At 71.5% G+C, this 15931-nt stretch carries 14 protein-coding genes; 5 read left to right on the top strand and 9 right to left on the bottom strand.

Features of this window, described 5'->3' with window-relative positions; all coding sequences use genetic code 11:
* Positions 1-208 precede the first annotated feature (208 nt).
* Entirely contained in the window at positions 209-1459 is a 1251-nt protein-coding gene (locus tag OG246_RS39555) for a M14 family zinc carboxypeptidase (protein ID WP_266475029.1), read from the top strand.
* 16 nt (positions 1460-1475) lie between these two features.
* On the opposite strand, the gene OG246_RS39560 is transcribed toward OG246_RS39555, so the two are convergent.
* The 3 genes from OG246_RS39560 to OG246_RS39570 all read right to left on the bottom strand — a co-directional run bounded on the left by OG246_RS39560 (position 1476) and on the right by OG246_RS39570 (position 4001).
* On the bottom strand, positions 1476-1886 hold the full coding sequence (locus tag OG246_RS39560) for an SSI family serine proteinase inhibitor (RefSeq protein ID WP_266474031.1): 411 nt from the start codon (positions 1884-1886) through the stop codon (positions 1476-1478).
* Entirely contained in the window at positions 1883-3208 is a 1326-nt protein-coding gene (locus tag OG246_RS39565; protein WP_266474033.1) for a M14 family zinc carboxypeptidase, read from the bottom strand. The genes OG246_RS39560 and OG246_RS39565 overlap by 4 nt, the downstream gene beginning before the upstream one ends.
* 241 nt (positions 3209-3449) lie before the next feature.
* Positions 3450-4001, bottom strand: a complete 552-nt coding sequence (locus tag OG246_RS39570) for a DUF1707 and FHA domain-containing protein (RefSeq protein WP_266474034.1) — start codon at positions 3999-4001, stop codon at positions 3450-3452.
* Between the two features lie 210 nt (positions 4002-4211).
* Between OG246_RS39570 and treZ the strand changes: the two genes are divergently transcribed.
* Positions 4212-5957: a malto-oligosyltrehalose trehalohydrolase gene (treZ, locus tag OG246_RS39575; RefSeq protein ID WP_266474036.1), complete on the top strand. Its 1746-nt coding sequence runs from the start codon at positions 4212-4214 to the stop codon at positions 5955-5957.
* Between the two features lie 38 nt (positions 5958-5995).
* On the opposite strand, the gene OG246_RS39580 is transcribed toward treZ, so the two are convergent.
* The 3 genes from OG246_RS39580 to OG246_RS39590 all read right to left on the bottom strand — a co-directional run bounded on the left by OG246_RS39580 (position 5996) and on the right by OG246_RS39590 (position 8836).
* Entirely contained in the window at positions 5996-6925 is a 930-nt protein-coding gene (locus tag OG246_RS39580) for an aminoglycoside phosphotransferase family protein (protein ID WP_266474038.1), read from the bottom strand.
* Between the two features lie 78 nt (positions 6926-7003).
* Entirely contained in the window at positions 7004-8119 is a 1116-nt protein-coding gene (locus OG246_RS39585) for an aminopeptidase P family protein (RefSeq protein ID WP_266474041.1), read from the bottom strand.
* A 93-nt stretch (positions 8120-8212) separates the two neighbouring features.
* Positions 8213-8836: a LysE family translocator gene (locus tag OG246_RS39590; RefSeq protein WP_266474049.1), complete on the bottom strand. Its 624-nt coding sequence runs from the start codon at positions 8834-8836 to the stop codon at positions 8213-8215.
* Positions 8837-8971: 135 nt separating this feature from the next.
* Between OG246_RS39590 and OG246_RS39595 the strand changes: the two genes are divergently transcribed.
* Positions 8972-9724 (top strand): phosphodiesterase, encoded by a 753-nt coding sequence (locus OG246_RS39595; protein WP_266474051.1) that lies wholly within the window; start codon positions 8972-8974, stop codon positions 9722-9724.
* A gap of 2 nt (positions 9725-9726) precedes the next feature.
* Here the strand turns inward: OG246_RS39595 and OG246_RS39600 are convergent, their stop codons facing one another.
* Positions 9727-10389 carry a PDZ domain-containing protein gene (locus OG246_RS39600; protein ID WP_266474053.1) on the bottom strand — a complete coding sequence of 221 codons (663 nt, stop codon included), beginning with the start codon at positions 10387-10389 and terminating at the stop codon, positions 9727-9729.
* A gap of 92 nt (positions 10390-10481) precedes the next feature.
* Positions 10482-11348: a LysR family transcriptional regulator gene (locus tag OG246_RS39605; RefSeq protein WP_266474056.1), complete on the bottom strand. Its 867-nt coding sequence runs from the start codon at positions 11346-11348 to the stop codon at positions 10482-10484.
* A 94-nt stretch (positions 11349-11442) separates the two neighbouring features.
* Between OG246_RS39605 and OG246_RS39610 the strand changes: the two genes are divergently transcribed.
* A complete protein-coding gene (locus OG246_RS39610; protein WP_266474058.1) occupies positions 11443-12177 on the top strand; it encodes a hypothetical protein in 735 nt (244 codons plus the stop codon).
* A gap of 40 nt (positions 12178-12217) precedes the next feature.
* Here the strand turns inward: OG246_RS39610 and cyc2 are convergent, their stop codons facing one another.
* Complete coding sequence (gene cyc2, locus OG246_RS39615) at positions 12218-14401, bottom strand: germacradienol/geosmin synthase Cyc2 (protein ID WP_266474060.1); 2184 nt, start codon at positions 14399-14401, stop codon at positions 12218-12220.
* Between the two features lie 273 nt (positions 14402-14674).
* Here cyc2 and OG246_RS39620 point away from each other — a divergent pair, with 273 nt between their 5' ends.
* Positions 14675-15922, top strand: coding sequence for an endonuclease/exonuclease/phosphatase family protein (locus OG246_RS39620; protein ID WP_266474061.1), 1248 nt, complete (start codon positions 14675-14677; stop codon positions 15920-15922).
* The last annotated feature ends 9 nt before the right edge of the window (positions 15923-15931 follow it).

A 15931-nucleotide genomic window follows, 5' to 3' on the forward strand; every position in this document is an offset into this window, starting at 1 on the left:
GGCATGCATCCGAGGCGGTCGGCGAGACGTTCCGGACGCTCCGAGGGCGGGGCGTGCATCAGCGGTAAATCCGCCGTCTGTCGGTGCACACCCCCCTGCCAGCGGTAAATGCTATTTGGCGCCCCCTGGAGCCGCCCCATCACTTCCTTGACACTTCACTCAGTCCGTGGAGTACTGCGGAAAGCGACGCAGGGCGGACAAGTCGGGGGTGAGTCTCCTGCCGGAGTTGCGCTACCTCACTGTGACCGAAATCGTCTCGACCGCCCGGGCGTTGGCAGCTCACCGTCCCGGCCTGTGCGCGCTCAGACAAGTCGGTGTCTCGCGCGGGGGCAGACCTCTCCTCCTGCTGTCCATGGGCCACGCACCGCGCGCGGTCCTTGTCGTGGCGGGCGCGCACGCGAACGAGCCGACCGGCGGCTCGACCGTGCTGGCGGTGGCCGAACGCGTACTGCACGAGCGGGAGTTGCGGGCCGGCACCTCCTGGCACTTCCTGCTCTGCGCGGACCCGGACGGGGCGAGCCTCCATGTGACGCCGGCGCCGCGCACCCTGTTCGACTACCACCGCGGCTTCTTCCGTCCGGCCGGGCCCGAGCAGCCGGAGTGGTCCCCCTCCGTGCTGCCGCCCGACCAGTTGCCGCCGGAGACCCGCGCCCTCACCCGGGTCATCGACGAGGTGCGGCCCTACCTCCAGGTCAGCCTGCACGGGACCGATCTGGGCGGCAGCTGGGTGCAGTTGACCAAGGACGTCCCTGGACTCGCCGAGCCGTTCGCCAAGTCCGCGGCGGAGCTGCACATCCCGGTGGAGACGGCCGCGTCGGACGCCGCCGGCTGGCCCGCCTCCGGGCCCGGGGTGCATGTGATGCCGGCGCCCGGCTCGGACGCGGCGTACCCGAGCATGCCCGACGACGCACGGCACAGCACCTGGTACCACGCCCACCGGTACGGCGGTCTCACCGCGGTGGTCGAAGTGCCGATGTGGGCCAGTGACCTGGTGGACGATCCGGCGCCGCACCCGGCTCCCGCGGCGGCGATGCGACGGCTGGCGCACCGGCTGCTGTGGGACGCGCTGCAGGTGGAGGGGGTGCTCAAGGCTGCGCTGCCGCGGCTCCATGGCCTCGACGGCCCGCTCCTGCGCGCCTCGAAGTGGGCGCTGGACCTGGTGCCGGGCCTGGCCGACGACTGGGTCCGGACGCCGCCGACGAACACGACGATGGCGTACGTCGGCAGTGTCGACGCGTTCGGGCGCCGGATCCCGCTGCGGGCAGCCGCGATGCTGCTGCGGGTCCTGCGGGAGGCCGGCGACCGCGAGGTACCGCGTCTCGAACGGCTCGTCGCCACCTGGAGCGATGCCTTCGCCGAACGCTTCCGTGCCCGCTGGGTTCCCTTGGAGCACCAGGTCGAGCACCAGGCACGTACGGTGATCGCGGCCGCCCGCCACGCACGTGACGCGCAGTCCTGAATCGGCCTCTACGGAGTCAGCCTCCGAGCGCGAACACCGACCCCGTCTCGACTCCCATCATGCAGGTGTTCGAGAAGGTGTGCGTGTACTCGGTCCGTCGGCCGTTCCACTCGCCGCGCGCCGAGGCGGTGACCGGCGCGTAGATCATCGGGCAGAGGACGTCGGCCCTGACCGGGATGCGGGTGATGTCCCCTTCGGCGGCCCGGAGTTCCTCGCAGGCCTGTGCCGCGTGGGCGTGGCCCTGGGGCGGGTCGCAGAGCAGCAGTGTGCCGCGGGTGTCGCTGGACCGGGCGTCGCCGGTGGTGACCGTGAGGTACAGCCAGTTGCCTTGGACGGCCTGCTGAGGCATCGCCGGGGCCGCGCCCACGGTGAGGAGGGCGACCGCCGCGAGCAGACCGCCCCGTACCGCTTGAGTGGTTTTCGTCATTCCCGATGCATCGGCACCGCGGCCTGCGAACCCCACCCCGTCTCACCCGAACGGGAGTGCACGCGCGCGTGCCGTCCGGCGAGTTCGAACGCGGCGAGCACCACGCGCGCCTGGTACTCGACCTGACGCGCGACCGGGATCCAGCGCGCCCCGCAGCCGTCGCGGTAGTCGGCGCACCACTCGTCGATCAGCCGGTCGAGCTCCGGCAGCGCTCCGCGCGGGTCGTGTCCGGAGCCGGTCACGAGCTGGTGCAGCAGTCCCGCGGTGCGCAGGGCGACCCGGCGGCCCGCGAGGCGCAGGGCGGTCAGCCGCGCGGTGTTGAGCGGCGGCAGTGGGCGCGCTCCACCGTCGTGCAGGTCGGGGTCCCACGAATCGGCGAGACCGGGGCCGACCAGTAAATAGTCGTCCACGGGCGCGAGGAGGCAGGCCACGTCCGGGGAGTTGTCGAGAACGGGGCGCACGCGCGCGAGGATCCCCTCCAGGAGCCGGGTGTCGTCGCGCAGGGCGTGGCTGACGGCGCGCAGCGCCGCGTCGGCGTCGGCGGGCGGTGAGGGGTCCTCCACGGCGGCGACACCCCACATGGGGGCCTCGACGACCGCTGTCACGGTGCCGTACGGGTGCGGGTGGAACCAGGTGGACTCGACCGCGGCCTCCGTGATGGCGGCCGCGAGGTCTCCCCTGCGCGGCGGCGGGATGCGGTAGACGGCGGGGCCGAGCGTCGGCCAGTACAGGGTGTCGTACGGGCCGAGTTCGCGCGGGATGCCGAGGCGGGTCGCGGTGTGCGCGACGCGCTGGGCGATTCCGGGCAGCTCGCGGGTGAGCTCGACGAAGGCGCCGCCCACGTCGACGCCGTGCAGGGAGCACTGCAGGAAGGGCCGCAGTTCGTCCTGGAGGTCGAGGAGGGTACGGGTCTCGGGTAGGGTCGCCCCTTCCGCGCCCTCGGGCAGCCATTCGGGCTGCTCCAGGAAGCCGGGCCGGAAGAAGTGCCTGAAATAGTTGCCGAGGGTGTACGGGCCCGACAGCCAGGCCTCGTTGCGGCGCGCGCCGTCGGGGTCCAGGCAGAGCAGCAGGTTCCAGGTGGCGTCGGCGCCCTCGCACAACCGGGGGTCGGCGAGCGCCCGTTCGGCAAGACGCAGGGCCGTGGCACCGCCCACGGGTTCGTTGGCGTGCGGTCCGGCGACGACGAGGGCCTGACGGCTGCCGTGCCCGACGGACAGGAGCCACAGCGGCGTGCCCGCCCGTGACGTGCCCACGCTGCGCAGGCGGGCGTCGCGAGGACGGCGGGCGACGAGCGTGGCCGCACGGGCTCCCAGCTCGTCCACAGTCGGGTAGCGGAGGAGCGGCGGCAGGGCACACCTCCACTGTGAGTGGTGCCGTCGGTTCACCTGATGTGCATGGTGTACGCACAGTCAGTCACGCCTCTTGGGGTACGTCAACACCGTGGAGCGTAAGGAGAGTCGGCGAAAACTGAGCGCAAATCCCAGGCCAGAGCTCAGTCGGCGGTGAACCGGAACGCCACCCGCGCGGGGCAGTTCCACGCGAGTCGGAACGTCACCCGTGCGTTCAGTCCGACGCGAGCCGGAACGTCATCCGCCCGAAGCCGATCTGGTCGCCGTCCTTGACGACGGCGGCGCCGATGACGCGCCGCCCGTTGACGGTCGTGCCGTTGGTCGAGCCGAGGTCGCGCAGCACCCACAGACCGCCCTGCCGGCTCAGCTCGGCGTGTATCCGGGACACCGTCTCGTGGTTGAGCCGCAGACCGTTGGCGGGGTCGCGGCCGATCCGCAGCGGGTACATGCCCGCCGGCTGGGGCAGCAGCAGCTTCGGGAGCTTCTCGGCCTGCCAGGCCCTGCGCACCCGTACGGAGAAGCCGGAGACCGCCTCGACTGTGCCGAACACCAGCTTCGACCAGCGGTTCTCGGTGGGCAGGTCGGCGGTGAGCACGGCCAGCTCGTCGGACCTGCGGGCGGTGAGCGCCAGCTCCATGCGGCGGATGAACGTGTCGTGCGAGAGGCGCCCGAGGGCGACGCCGTCACGGAGCGCCTTCAGCGCCCGGTCGCGCTCCGCGTCGGACAGCCGCGCGGGGTACGTGTGGAACTCGAAGGACGACGTCACGCTCGTGATTGTCGGGCAGCGCGGGCGGGGTGTCCAGAAAACACGGAAACGGCGGCTGCGGCCGACCGGACCGTTCCAGGTGGCGAACACGCGGCAAAAGGGTGGATTCGAAAGCGAATTGATCTCGCGTGAAGCACCATGGACAAGCTGCGTCACGGTGAGCGGACAACGGTGAGCGATCAACGCTGAGCGAACAAGGGGGAACCGTCAGTGCGGTTCGAGGTGTGGGCACCGCAGGCCGACCGGGTGACACTCCACTGCGAGGGCACCACGCGCGCGTTGGAGCACGATCCGGAGCGTGCCGGGTGGTGGACGGGTGACGCGGAGGCGCGGGACGGGACGCGGTACGGCTTCGCGCTGGACGACGGTCCCGTGCTGCCCGATCCGCGCTCACGGCGGCAGCCGGACGGCCCCGACGGGCTGAGCGCGGTGGTCGACCCGGAGCGGTACGCCTGGCGCACGGAGTGGGCGGGGCGTCCGCTGCCGGGCGCGGTCCTGTACGAGCTGCACGTGGGGACGTACACGCTCGAGGGCACCCTTGACGCGGCCGCCGAGCGGCTCGGGCATCTCCAGGAACTGGGCATCACGCACGTCGAGTTGATGCCGGTGTGCCCGTTCCCCGGACGGCACGGCTGGGGGTACGAGGGTGTCTCGCTGTGGGCCGTGCACGAACCGTACGGCGGCCCCGAGGCGCTGAAGCGCTTTGTCGACCGGGCGCACGAACTCGGCCTGGGCGTCGTCCTCGACGTCGTGCACAACCACCTCGGTCCGTCCGGCAACTACCTGCCCGCGTTCGGGCCGTACTTCACGGACACCCACCAGACGCCCTGGGGCTCCGCGGTGAACCTGGACGCGCCCGGTTCGGACGAGGTGCGCGCGTATCTCGTGGGCAGCGCGCTGGCGTGGCTGCGCGACTACCGTCTTGACGGGCTGCGCCTGGACGCGGTGCACGCGCTGCGGGACAGCCGGGCGCTGCACTTCCTGGAGGAGTTGTCGACGGCCGTGGACGGCCTCGCCGCGGACCTGGGGCGGCCGCTCTTCCTGGTCGCCGAATCGGATCTGAACGACCCCCGGCTCATCACCTCCCGCGAGGAGGGCGGCCTCGGGCTGCACGCGCAGTGGAACGACGACTTCCACCATGTGCTGCACACCGCGCTGACCGGTGAGACGCAGGGCTACTACGCGGACTTCGCGCGCGCCCCGTTCGCGTCGCTGGCGAAGACGCTGACGTCCGGCTTCTTCCACGACGGCACCTACTCGAGCTTCCGCGGGCGCTCCCACGGCCGCCCGCTCGACCGTACGCGCGTCTCGGCCCACCGCCTGCTCGGCTACGCCCAGACCCACGACCAGATCGGCAACCGCGCCCAGGGTGACCGGCTCTCGGCCTCCCTCTCCCCCGGTCTGCTGGCCTGCGCCGCCGCGCTGACGCTCACCGGGCCCTTCACGCCGATGCTGTTCATGGGCGAGGAGTGGGCCGCGGGCACACCCTGGCAGTTCTTCACCGACCACACCGATCCCGAGCTCGCCGATGCCGTACGGCGGGGCAGGCGCCGGGAGTTCGCGGCGCACGGGTGGGCCGAGGAGGACGTCCCGGACCCCCAGGACCCGGCCACCCGGGACCGCTCCTGCCTGGACTGGTCGGAGCCCGAAGAGGCACTCCACGCGCGCGTACTGGCCTGGTACCGCGACCTGATCACCCTGCGCCGGCGCCAGGCCGACCTCTCGGACCCCGACCTCGCCGCCGTCAAGGTCGCCTACGACGAGGAGGCCCGCTGGCTGGCCCTGCGGCGCGGGGACGTCCGGGTGGCCGTGAACCTCTCCAAGGAGACCGCGGAGATCCCCCTCGGCATCCGCCACGCGCGCGTGCTGGCCGCCTGGGAGCCGGTCCGGGCGCCGGGCGAGGACGGGGTGTTGAGCGTGCCGGGCGAGTCGTGTGTGGTGCTGAGGCAGGCGTGATCCGGTGGCGGGTCGAGCGGGCGTGAGCCCACAGTGGTTCAGTCGTCGCCCGTCAGTTCCGTGACGCGTTCCAGCAGGATCGGCTCCCAGGCCCGGCGCAGTTGGGTCCTCAGGAGGGCGACGGGGCTCTCGTCACGCCCCTGGAAACGGTCGGCGAGCCGGATCACGGTGTCGCAGCGGGACAGCCACAGGCCGCGCAGACAGGGGCGGGCGCCGTACCCGGCGAGGGTGGCGGCGCGTACGGCCGCGGGGGCGCCGACGGCGACGGCGAGCCCGGCGATGTCCTCGGTGGGGTCGCCGATCACCGCGTCGGTCCAGTCCAGGACACCGCGCACCCGACCGTCGGCGCTGACGACCAGGTGTCCGCCCTTGAGGCCGTGGTGCACGAGGACGGCCGCGCCGGGCTGTCCGGCGAGCTTGACGGCGGCTGCCGCGGTGAGCTGGGCGAGCCGGGCGGGGTCGAACTCGTCGGCGGACGCGAGCTGTTCGGCGGCCCGTCCCGCGGACGTCCGCAGCGCCTCCAGGGAGCGCGGCGCGGCGCGCGGAACACCGAGAGCCTCGGCCTGTCGTACGGGCACCTCGCGCAGCCCCGCGAGGAGCGCCGCGAGGTCCGCCTCGCCGATGGCGGAGACGTCCTGTTCCTCGCCGGTGACGCCGGCCAGCTTGGTGTCGAGGGTGTAGCTCAGACCGGCGGCCCACTCGCCGTGCGCGACGCTCACCGGGACCGCGACCCCGGCATGCGGGCGGACCACGTCACGCAGCCGCAGTTCACGGCGTTGGCGTGCGGAGGCCTCGCGGTCCGGGGCGAGCCGCAGGACATGACGCGAACCGACCCACCAGGTGGAGTGTCCGCCACCCTCGGTGATGGGCCGGACGTCGGGGCCCCGGCCCGCCGCGGGGGCGTCGGCGAGCAGGGTACGGACCAGTCGGCGGACGGCGTCCGCGGTCGGTGTCGGTGCCTGGGTCATGGTCGCGCCGCTGTCGTTCGGGGACGTGGGAACCGAGCGTGGAAGGACTTTCCGGTCGGGCGTGGGAAGAACTTCCGGTCAGTCGACGATCACCAGCTCTCGGGAAGTGGTGTTGAGGCGGCGCCCGCCGTCCTCGGTCACCGTCACGATGTCCTCGATGCGCACTCCGAAGCGGCCGGGCAGATAGATGCCGGGCTCCACGGAGAAGCACATTCCGGGGACGAGGGGCAGTTCCTCGCCCTCGATCATGTACGGCGGTTCGTGGGTGGTGACGCCGATGCCGTGCCCGGTGCGGTGGATGAAGTACTCGCCGTACCCGGCCTCGGTGATGACCGCGCGGGCCGCCCGGTCGACGTCCTGGCAGGCGGCGCCGGGCCGCACCGCCCGGAAGCCCGCCTCCTGTGCTTCGCGCACGATGTCGTGCACCGTGCGCTCCTCGTCGTCCGGTTCGCCGACGTGGACCGTGCGGGAGGTGTCGGAGCCGTAGCCGTGCTTGAGGCCGCCGAAGTCGAGGACGACCATGTCGCCGCGTTCGATGACGCGGTCGCCGGCCTCGTGGTGCGGGTTGGCTCCGTTGGGGCCCGAGGCGACGATGGTGAAGTCGACCTGGGAGTGCCCGAACTGCCGCAGCAGGGCGGCGACATCGGCGGCGACGTCCGTCTCCCGGCGGCCCGCGAAGGGAACCTTCCTGATCTCCTCGTACGTCGCGTCCGCGGCGGCGCCCGCAGCCGCAAGGCGGTCCAGTTCCGCCGCGTCCTTGACACCCCGCAGCATCGGCAGGGCCTCGGTGAGGGCGACGTAGCGCGTGTCCGGCAGCCGCTTCTGGAGGCCGAGCAGGTGCAGGGCCCAGGTGTTGTCGCTGACGCCGAAGCGGCCGGAGCCGGCGAGGAGGGCGCCGGTCGCCTCGTACGGGTCCTTGCCGTCGGTCCAGTCACGGAGTGCCAGCGTGGGGGCCGCCGCTGCCGCGTCCGGGGCCTCCAGGGTGGGCACGACGAGGACGGGATCCTGGCCGGGCCTGAGCACCAGCACGGTGAGCCGTTCGGTCTCCACGGGCCGGTACCCGGTCAGCCACACCAGATCGGGCCCCGGCGCGACCAGGACGCCGTCGAGCCCCGCGTCCGCGGCGGCATCGGCCGCGCGCCGCATACGGGCCTCGTAGTCACCGGCGGTGAAGGGCGCGGGTGTGCCGGTCATCCATGCCTCCGTCTTTCCCGGATTCCCCAGGGGGCTACGGGCAGCATCCTGCCCCTCCAGTGGGGCGGGCGCGAGCCGGTTGCCGCGCTCGCGTCAGCTCTCCAGGGCCAGCCGGGCGCCCAGGAGCAGCAGTACGCCCCCGGAGACCTGCTCCAGGCGCCGGCGCACGCCGGTCCGGGACAGTACGGCCTTCATCCGGCCGACGAACCACACGTACAGGCCGTAATAGCCCACCTCGTAGACCGCCCAGAGCGCGGCGAGTCCGACCATGGTGGGCAGATGCGGGGCGCCCTCGGGCACGAACTGCGGGAGGAAGGACATCGCGAAGATGGCCGCCTTGGGGTTGGCGAGGTTGAGCAGCAGACCACCTCGGTAGGAGACCCAGTCGCTCTTCCCGGCGCCCTCCCAGCCCTCGCTGTTCACGGTCCCCTTGGAACGGCGCGCCTGCCACAGCGTCTGGACGCCGAAGCCGACGAGCACAGCCGCGCCGACGATCCGCATGACGTCGTACGCCAGCTCGGAGGCGGCAAGGAGTGCGGTCAGGCCGAACGCGGCGACGACTCCCCAGACGAAGACGCCGGTCTCGTTGCCGAGCACCGTCAGGAAGCCGGAGCGCCTGCTGTGCAGTGAGCGCTTGATGATCAGCACGGTGCTCGGTCCGGGAGAGGCGGCGATCAGTGTGCAGGCGCCGAGGAAGGCGAGGAGGGTGCTCAGCATGCCGCCATCGTGGCGTGCGGTCCCGATCTCGGCCAACCCTTTTCCGGCGGCTCGGAGTTAATGGCCAGTCATTGCCATGCCATTAGATCTAATGGTTAGATCGATGCCACCCATTAGGGCGATGAAGGGATGGGCATGCTCGTACTGGCACACATCAGTGACCTGCATCTGGATGGGACCGAGCGGGCGACGGAGCGGGCCGAGCGGGTACGCGACCGGCTGTGGGGGCTTCCCGGGAAGGTGGACGCGCTCCTGGTGACCGGGGACATCGCGGACCACGGCACGGAGGCCGAGTACGAGGAGGCTGCGCGCCTTCTCGGGCTGCGCGACAGCGCGACACCCTTCCCCGTACTCACCTGCCCGGGCAACCACGACAGCCGCGCGCCCTACCGCAAGGCGCTGCTCGGGGAACCCGCGGCCGACGGGCCGGTCAACAGCGTCCATGTCTTCGACGACGCGGCCGTCCTGATGTGCGACTCCAGCATTCCGGGCCGCGACGAGGGCGAGCTCGACGAGGAGACGTACGCCTGGATCGAGGCGACGCTCGACGAGCTGAACGGCGATGTGCCGGCGCTGCTCGCCTTCCACCACCCGCCGGTGGCGCTGCACCACCCCTTGCCGGACGCCTACCAGCTGCGCCGGCCGCGTTCCCTGACCGCGCTGTTGGAGCGGCGGCCCGAGGTGGCCGGGCTCATCACCGGCCACGCGCACACGCCCGCCGCGACCTCCTTCGCCGGGCGGCCGCTGGTCGTCGGACCCGGGGTGACGTGGACGCTGCGGCTGCCGTGGGAGGGCGAGGGAGCGGCGGACCGGGATGCTCCTCCAGGGTTCGCGTTTCATGTGCTCGATGACGAGGGGCGGTTGACCAGCCACTTCAGGGTGGTCTGAGCTCAGGTCACGACCCCTGGGGTCGTGGACAGTTGCTGTTGGTTGCCGTTCGCGTGCCGCACGGTGAGTGTGACGGACCTCCCGGGGTCGGCCGCGGCGACCGCCCGCGCCAGGTCGGCGGCCGAACCGATCCTGGTCTCACCGAAGGCGAGCAGGACGTCGCCGCGCACCAGTCCTGCCGCGTAGCCCGGGCCGGGGATGTGAACGCCGACGACGAGTGCGCCCGCGTCCTCGGAGGCGTCGACGGCCTCGACGCCGAGCGTTGCGCGTACGGGCTCCTTCCCCGATTCATCCTCCGACTTCCCCGGTTCCTTCGGTTCCTTCGCGGGGGTTGAACTCCCGCTGTCCGGCGCCGACTTGGACCCGCCGGGCGATGCCGCCCCGGAGGCCTGTCCCGACGGCGCGGACTGGCCGGGCGCGCCCGCCCCCGCCGCCTGCTTCTGCAGATCCGCCAGCTTGCTCATCCCGATCACCGTGGCGCCCACGGTGCCGAGTCCGACGCCCGACAGGACCAGGACGGTCCCTACGAAGAGGCCGAACAGCAGAGTCATCAGCCGCTTGCCGCGTCGCCGTGCGGCGTGCGGACGCCGGGCGGCGCCGGACGGACGGCCACCGCCCGGCTCCTGACCGGGCATCGGCTTGGGACGCAACGCGGTCTGTTCCATTGATCGCCTCCGGCAGATGCTCTACGGACCGCCCCCGGCTGTTGCTCTACCCGGCGCCCGGGCGCGCGACGATTCACGAACGAGTGAGACTGTCAAGCGCGTTCGAGAAGTTTGTCCGCCATTGTCGCCGCGGCTCCGCGCAGTGATCCGCCGTGCACCAGCTCCGTCCGGTGCACCACGCGTGGCGACACCAGGGGCACGGCGACGGCTCCCGGGACACCGGTGGCCATCGCCCGGGGAAGCAGGGTCAAGCCGTGCCCGGCCGCGGCCAGCGCCGTGAGAGTGCGGATGTCGGTGCCCTCGTAGCGCAGCGCCGGGCGGAAGCCTCCGCTGCCGTTCGCGGTACGGAGCTGGGCCAACGGCAGGCCCGCACCGGGAGCGTCCAGCCAGCGGGCGTCGACCAGGTCGCCGAGGCGCAACCCCGTACGGCGGGCGAGGGGATGGGACTCGGGCAGCAGTACGCAGACCGGCTCCTCCCCGACACTCCGCGTGGTCAGCGGCGCCACGTCGGGCAGCCGGAGCGGGTCGCTGGGCGCGGCGAGTCCGTCGACGAGGCCCAGGTCCGCGGCGCCGGTGGCCACCGCCGCGGGGATCTCGTCGCGGGCCAGCACCCGTACGGTCACACCGGCTGCGGGGAGCGCGGCGACCGTACGCGGCCCGAGCGCCGTCGGTGCCACCGCGAGCGTCAGCCCGTGCTCGGGCGCGGCCGCCATCCGTACGACGTCGGCGCGGGCGGCGTCCAGGCGCAGCAGCAGCGGTCCCGCGTGTTCGAGGAGCCGCTCGCCGGACGCGGTGGGCACCACGGGGCGGCGGGTGAGCAGCGGGGTGCCGAGGTCCTGTTCCAGCGCGGCGATGTGCTGGGACACCGCGGACTGGGTGTAACCGAGCTCGCGGGCGGCTTCCGAGAAGGAGGCGAGCCGGGCCACCGTGACGTACGTACGCAGGAGATGCGGGTCCATGTGCTCAAGGATCCCCGACCACATCAGCGTTGCTTATCGAGGGTGCAGAAATCATCGTTGGACGTGAACGAGTAGGGCGGCCGAGGATGTCGGCATGACGGACAACGCCACGCACACCGCTCGCCTCGCCCTCGTGGGCGACCGCTCCCCCAACGTCGTCTCGCACACCCGCGTCCCGCTCCTGCTCGACGCCCTCGCCACCCGTGACCGGCTCGTCCTCGACGCCTACTGGATCCCGTCCGAGGACGCCGTGGACGAGGAAGCCGTGCGCGGCTTCGACGCCGTGTGGGTACTGCCCGGCAGCCCGTACCGCAGCGAGGCCGGAGTGCTCACCGCCATCCGCACCGCACGCGAGGGCGGCATCCCGTTCCTGGGCACGTGCGGTGGCTTCCAGCACGCCCTCCTGGAGTACGCCCGTGACGTCTGCGGTCTCACGAACGCCGCCCATGCCGAGAACGACCCCGACGCCGACGACCTCCTCATCGAGCCGCTCGCCTGTTCCCTCGTCGGCCACGAGGGAACGGTCACCATCGAGCCCGGCTCGCTCGCCCAGTCGGTGATCGGCTCCGAGCGGACGGTCGAGCGCTACTTCTGCGCCTACGGCCCCTCACGCCACCTCGACACCCTGCGCGCCCATGGACTGCGGTTCAGCGGTCACGACGAGGACGGTCAGGCGCGGATCGCCGAACTCCCCGGCCACCCCTTCTTCCTGGCCACCCTCTTCCAGCCGGAGCTGTCCGGGGACGGCTCGCGTCCACACCCGATCGTGCGGGCGCTGGCGCGAGCCGCAGTGGAGCACGCGGCGAGGACGCGGCCTCAGCCGGTGTGACCCTCCTCGTGGCCGCCGTGCCCCGCGGCGCGGTTGAACGTCAGACCGACGTCGGCACCTGAGTCCCCGACCAGTTGAAGGGGAGTGCGGGTACCCGGTCCGGTACGAAGCCGTGGGCGCGGCGGGCCAGGTCGGCGGCGCCGTAGCGGTGGCAGTCCTGGTGCCACTTCAGGATGCCGGAGAGCCAGTTCTGCAGCTCCGTCACGTAGCCCTGCATGATCTGGCGCACCTCCTCGGAGAGCTTGAAGTCCTCGTACAGGATGGGCAGTTCATGGGTGGCGACGTGCTGGAACTGCTGCATGCGCTGGGTCATCAGGTCGTGGATGACATTGAGCGCGGCCGGGTAGTCGCAGCCGAAGAAGTTCTGCACGACGAGGATGCCGTTGTGGACCTCGCCCTCGTACTCGATCTCCTTCTGGTAGGAGAAGACGTCGTTCAGGAGCATCGCGTAGTCCATGGCCGCGTTCTCCAGCGAGCGGACGGGGCCGCTGCGGTAGACCTCCGGCGGTACCTTCCGGCCGTGGCCGATGCGGCACAGGCTCATGGTGAGTTCGGAGCCGAAGGTGGCGCGGCGCATCTCCAGGTAGTCGACCGGGTCGGGGATGCGGTGCTGGAGCTGGTTGGACAGCTCCCACAACCAACTCTCCGTCATCACGTCGACCGCGGCCCGGAACTGGCGCCGCTCGTCCTGGTTCATGTCCGCGGCGGTGCGCTCCCAGAGGTCGATGAGGCCGCGCTCCATGCCGTTCACCGGGACGGGGACCTCCTCACCGTCGATGGGCATGCAGGCCGACAGGCGCGCGGTGACCAGCTTGGCGGTGGCCAGGTCGCGGCGGTTGCCGAAGACGAGCGGGTAGTAGTCGTCGCCGTAGGTGCCCCAGGCCAGCCACTGGGAGCTGACGTCGAGGGCCTCCGGCGTCGCGTCCGGGTGGATGCCCGCCGCGCACAACGGCAGGTCGTAGGCGAGGAGTTTGTCCTCGTCCCAGACGCCCTCCTGGAGCATCCCCATGTCGCGCATCCAGCCGGTGAGCCGGTCCCGGGCGCCCGCCAGATGCGGGCTGAGCGTCAGCTCGAACGGCATGTAGAAGTCGGGGAGTTGAGAGGGTCCGACCTTCTGGAACGGGACATGGGTGTACGAGCGCAGCCGCTCGGCACCGGCCGCCGAGAGCAGCGCGCCGATGTCGACGGCGGACGTCCCGAACCCGGCGGCACCGAAGGGCTCTCCCTGCGACAGGGCCCCCTCGTTCATGTAGCGGCTGGACCGCAGGTGCCACTCGTGGCCGCCGGACTGCCAGTCCTGGAGCCCTTGCGTGTACGCGGCGACCGCCGCGACCTCGTCCGGGGTGAGCCCCTTCTCCAGGGCCAGCGCGGGCACTTCGGTGAACGCCGTGTGCTCGAACTGGTGGAGCCGGGAGGTGAGGACGTCGTTGACGGTCTCGGCGGCCTCCTGGGTCGTGCAGCCGAAGAAGGTCTCCAGGACGAGGACACCGTTGCTGAGCTCGCCCTCGTCCTCGACCTCCCGCTGGTACGAGAACAGGTCGTTGCGCAGATGCACCCCGTCCGAGAACGTCTCCATCAGCACCCTCAGCGGCCTCGACCCGGCGACGGCGACGGGCACTTCGCGGGTCGCGTACTCGACCAGCCCCGCCGACCAGGGGGCGCCGCCCACCTTGCGGCGCATCTCGATGTACTCGACGGGGTTGGAGACCCGCCCCTCGTTGATGTTGGAGAGCTCCCACAGCGACTCGTTCAGCAGATGCTCGGTGGAGACGGCGAACCGCCTGCGCCACTCGACGGACATCGAGGGCACCGTGCGCGCCCAGAGGTCGGCGAGCCCCGCCTCGACGGGGTTCTCCGGCTCCGGTACGGGAGTCGAGAGATCCAGCGGCATGAAGAGCGGCAGCCGGTCGAGGTAGGCCTTGCCGCCGTCGCGGTCCTGGCTGCGTTTGAAGATCTCCAGGAAGTGGTCGTCGAAGAAGAACACCCACATGTACCAGTCGGTGATGAGCGAGAGCGCCGGGCCGTCGCAGTCGGGGTGCGTGTACGCGCAGAGCAGCCCGTAGTCGTGCGCGTCGAGGTCGGACTGCTCCCAGACTCCGGAGCCCTCCAGCATGCCCATTCCGCGGGCCCATTCGACCGAGTGGGCCCGCGCCTCGTCGAGATGCGGGTTCAGCCGCGCGGGATACGGCATGTAGAAGTGCGGGAGTTCGAACGGCTGCGTCATGGCCGGGCACTACCCAGGGCCTTCCGGGGGCATCCACGAGCCGGGACATGATCACACCATCGCGTGAATCGGCGTGTGAACGTACGCCGCACCGGCAGACCTCGTGCGTAAAGCCACGGTGTACGCCCGAAGGACGGTAACTGGACGGGACTTCACCGGCTTCTGGCCGATCCCGTCCTCGTACCTCCAAGTCGCCGCCAACCCTTGTGGCGGCCGCATCTACGCGCAGAGACTACGGGGGTTCACGCGTCCCCTCCCCTTCCCGGAGTCCCGATGAACCAGCCGAGCCCGTCGCCCCGCCCGTTCTCACGCCGCGCCGCCCTCGCCGGACTCGCCGGAGCGGCGCTGGCCGGGTCGACAGCGTTCAGCGCGTCGGCAGCCGACCGCAAGCGCTCCGTACGCTTCGCCACCTTCAATGCCTCCCTGAACCGCGGCACCCAGGGCGCCCTGATCACAGACCTGTCGACGCCCGGCAACATCCAGGCGCAGAACGTCGCGGAGACCATCCAGAGAGTCGATCCCGACATCGTCCTGATCAACGAGTTCGACTACGACGAGAACGGCACCTCGGTCGGCCTGTTCCTGCGCAACTACCTCGCGGTGGGCCACAACGGCTCCAAGCCGATCCGCTTCCCGTACCACTTCACCGCTCCCGTGAACACCGGCGTCGCCTCCGGGGTGGACCTCGACGGCAGGAACGGGGCGGTCACCACGCCGGGTTCGGACGCGTACGGGCAGGACGCCTACGGGTACGGCTGGTTCCCGGGCCAGTACGGCATGGTCGTGCTCTCCAAATGCCCGATCGACACCCGCGCGGTGCGCACCTTCCAGAACTTCCTGTGGAAGGACATGCCCGGCAACATCATTCCCGAGGGCTACTACAGCGACGAGGCCCGCGCGATCCTGCGGCTGTCCTCCAAGAGCCACTGGGACGTGCCGGTCCGCGTCGGCCACGACACCGTGCACTTCCTGGTCTCCCACCCGACGCCGCCCACCTTCGACGGCACGGAGGACCGCAACGGGCGTCGCAACCACGACGAGATCCGGCTGTGGGCCGACTACATCGGGGGACGCAGGCGTGGCGCCTACCTGTACGACGACAAGGGGGTACGCGGCGGGCTGCGGCCCGGGGCGCGGTTCGTCATCGCGGGTGACCAGAACGCCGACCCGCACGACGGCGACAGCTACGACGACGCGATTCTGCAGCTCCTGGACCACCCGGCGGTGCGGCTGCCGAAGACTCCGCCCGCCAGCGCGGGGGGTGTCGAGGCCGCGAGGCTCCAGGGCGGTGCGAACACCTCGCACGTCGGGAACCCGGCGTACGACACCAGCGACTTCAACGACGTCGCGCCCGGCAATCTGCGGGTGGACCACGTCCTCCCGTCGAAGGGGCTGACGCCGCTGTCCAACGGGATCTTCTGGCCCACGTCGGACGATCCCCTGTACCGGCTCGTCGGGAACGGCACGACCGTGCCGACGTCCGACCACCGGATGGTGTGGCAGGACGTGCGGGTCGGCTGACGGCGAGTG

It is taken from the genome of Streptomyces sp. NBC_00620 (genome assembly GCF_026341825.1).
In the GTDB taxonomy this organism is placed as follows: domain Bacteria; phylum Actinomycetota; class Actinomycetes; order Streptomycetales; family Streptomycetaceae; genus Streptomyces.